This window comes from Nonomuraea aridisoli (assembly GCF_003236395.1).
In the GTDB taxonomy this organism is placed as follows: Bacteria; Actinomycetota; Actinomycetes; order Streptosporangiales; family Streptosporangiaceae; genus Nonomuraea; species Nonomuraea aridisoli.
Genome location: NZ_POUD01000502.1, coordinates 1 through 2,575 on the forward strand (window position 1 = coordinate 1; position 2,575 = coordinate 2,575).

The 2,575-nt window shown below is 77.2% G+C and carries 2 protein-coding genes; both read right to left on the reverse strand.

What is annotated here, in order from left to right; genetic code table 11:
• Positions 1–664: DNA glycosylase AlkZ-like family protein (locus C1J01_RS47455; protein WP_146616021.1), on the reverse strand; the 664-nt coding region annotated here is incomplete at its 3' end.
• A partial coding sequence (locus C1J01_RS47460) for a transglutaminase TgpA family protein (protein WP_220040478.1) occupies positions 661–2,575 on the reverse strand: 1,915 nt, incomplete at its 5' end. The genes C1J01_RS47460 and C1J01_RS47455, both read right to left, overlap by 4 nt.

Below are 2,575 nucleotides of genomic sequence, written 5' to 3' on the forward strand. Positions count from 1 at the left end.
GGCGCCAGGCCGTGCGGGCCTCTCCCAGCGGCAGGCCCGACCAGGCGGCGAGGTCCTCGGGGGTGGACGGGTGGTGGGCGCGGCGGTAGCGGAGGGCGAGCTCCCGCAGGGCGCGCTCCCGGTCGGGCTCGGCCGCGACGGGCGCGCCGAGCCAGTCGGCGGCGTGCACGTACGTGGGCTTGCCCGCCCGGAGCGGGCCCAGCACGGCCAGGCCGTGGCGGGCGGCCAGCGCCACCAGGTGCACGACGCCCTGGCCGCGCGCCCGGCCCGCCAGGCGCTCCTCCAGCTCGGCCTTGGTCAGCGGGCCCTGCCCCTCCAGCGCCGCGGTGACGAGGGCGAGCAGGTCGTCGCCGGTGACGCCCTCCTCGGCGAGGCGGCGCAGGGTGCTCGCCGGGCTGCCGATCAGGGCCTGGATCCACGGCAGGTCGTCGGCGTGGACGAAGTGCAGGGTGCCGCGCGGGCCCCACGTCCTGACGATCTCGCGGGTCTGCCAGGCGGCCTCGACGTCGGCGGCCGTCAGGGTGGCCGAACGGGCGCGGAAGGCGAGCAGCGCCGAGGGCACGTCCTGGGCCTGCATCGCGCCGAGCCGCCGGACGATCTCGCCCGCCGCCGCTCCCGGCGGGCGGTGCAGGAGCTGGGCCTCGACACTCCGGGGCGCGGTCATCGCAGGAGAAGGCGGTCGCGGAGGCGGACGGTGACGGAGGTGCGGGCGCGCACGGCGCGGCGGAGGGCGTCGCTGCGTTCCCAGGCCGCGGTGGCGGCCTCGTCGGTGACGGCGTCAGGGGCGTACCGGACGAAATTCGATATTTCGGCCAACGGCTGTAGGTGGATGGATATGTCGCCCGGGTGGCGGGCGACCACGTCGGCCGCCGTCAGCGTCCGCTCACCGCGCAGCCCCAGGTCGTCGCACGCCTGCCGCCACGCCCCCAGCACCCGCTGCCCGGGGGCCTCGGCCCGGCGGCGGCGTCGCCGGCGCCACCACGGCAGCACGGCCACCGCGGCCCCGTACGCGGCCAGCAGCGCCCCGGCGGCCACCGCCGCCATCGCCGAGGGAGAGACTCCGCCCCCGGCCTCGGTCTCGGTGGCGGCCTTCGGCTGCGAGGGCGCGGGCTGCTCGCTCCCGCCGCGCGCGAACTCGCCCTCCAGCTCCTCGCTCTCCTCGATCGCCGACGAGGCGACCTCGTGGTCGTCCTTGGCGCCGCTGCGCCCCGGCGTCGGGTAGAACGGCCGCCAGCCCAGCCCGGCGAACTTGATCTCCGCCCACGCGATCACGTGTCCCGAGCGTACGCGGTAGACCCCGCCGGACTCCGCTCCCGGCCGGAACCCGACGACCACCCGCGACGGCAGCCCCAGGGTCCTCGCCATGAGCGCGAACGTGCTCGCGAACTGCTCCGACGTCCCCCGGTGCGTGGTCCGCAGGAAGAACTCCAGGCTCTTGAGCGAGTGCCCGGGCGGCGCGGTGACGTCGTAGGAGGCGTTCGTGCGCAGGTAGCTCTGCAGGCGGTAGGCCTGCTTGATCGGCGCGTCGGCGCCCTCGGTGGCCTGCTGGGCGAGCCTGCGGAAGAGCTGCTCCTGCGGGCCGTCGGGGAAGTCGGTCAGCGCGGGGTCGCGTACGGGGGTGGCGGCCAGCAGCTCCTCCTTCGACGGCTCGGGCACCCGCGAGGTCACCTCGTACGTGAAGCCCTCGGCGGGTTCGGCGGCGGCCAGCAGGACGCCGCTGTCGGGGTCCACGGCCAGGCCGCGCACGCCGGTCACCCGTTCGGGGCGTTCGGCGGCGGGCAGCCAGGTGCCGGGCAGGCCGTCGAAGGTCACCTTCTGCCGCACGACGTCGGCCGCGCCCCGCCACTCGCCCTCCGGGACCGTGCCGCCGGTGGGCCGGAAGCGGGCGCCGGACGTCCAGCGCACGCCGTCGTAGCGGTCGAGCACGGCCAGCCGCCAGTTGAGCGGCCGGTCGGCCTCGACGGTGAACAGCTCCCGGTCGGGGATCTGCAACCACGCCGAGACGCGGTCGAGCGGGCTGACGCCGTCCACGCGGGCGGGCGGCGGCAGGCCGGCGTCGTCGCGCGGGTCGTACGGCCGCGCGGCGACCGGCAGCAGCGGTCCGGCGAGCACGGCCAGCGCCGCGAGCACGGCCGCCGCCGGCACCCCGGCGAGCAGCCAGACCGGGGAGCGGCCGTCCCGCAGCAACGCGAGGACCGCGACGACGATGAACAGCGCCCCCGCCACCGGGAGGTTGGAGCCCGCGCCGCCGACGCCGAGCACCAGCGCCGCCCCGAACACGGCTAGCGCGGGGACGGCGGCGGCGATCCTGGTCGAGGTGCGGGTGAGGGTCTCGGCGCCGGCGGTGGCGGCCGCCCACACCAGCGTGTGGACGAGCACCAGCAACTGGGGCTCGGGCTGGGCGGGCAGGAGCGTGGTGAGCAGGGCCTGCCAGGAGTTCGCCACGTCCACCGGCAGGGTGGGCGCCAGGCCGCCGTAGAGGAGGACCGTGCCGGCGACCCAGACGAGCACGTCCAGCAGGAGCGCCAGCCACAACGGCCGCCGCCACGTGAACGCAGCCACCACCGCGGGCCCC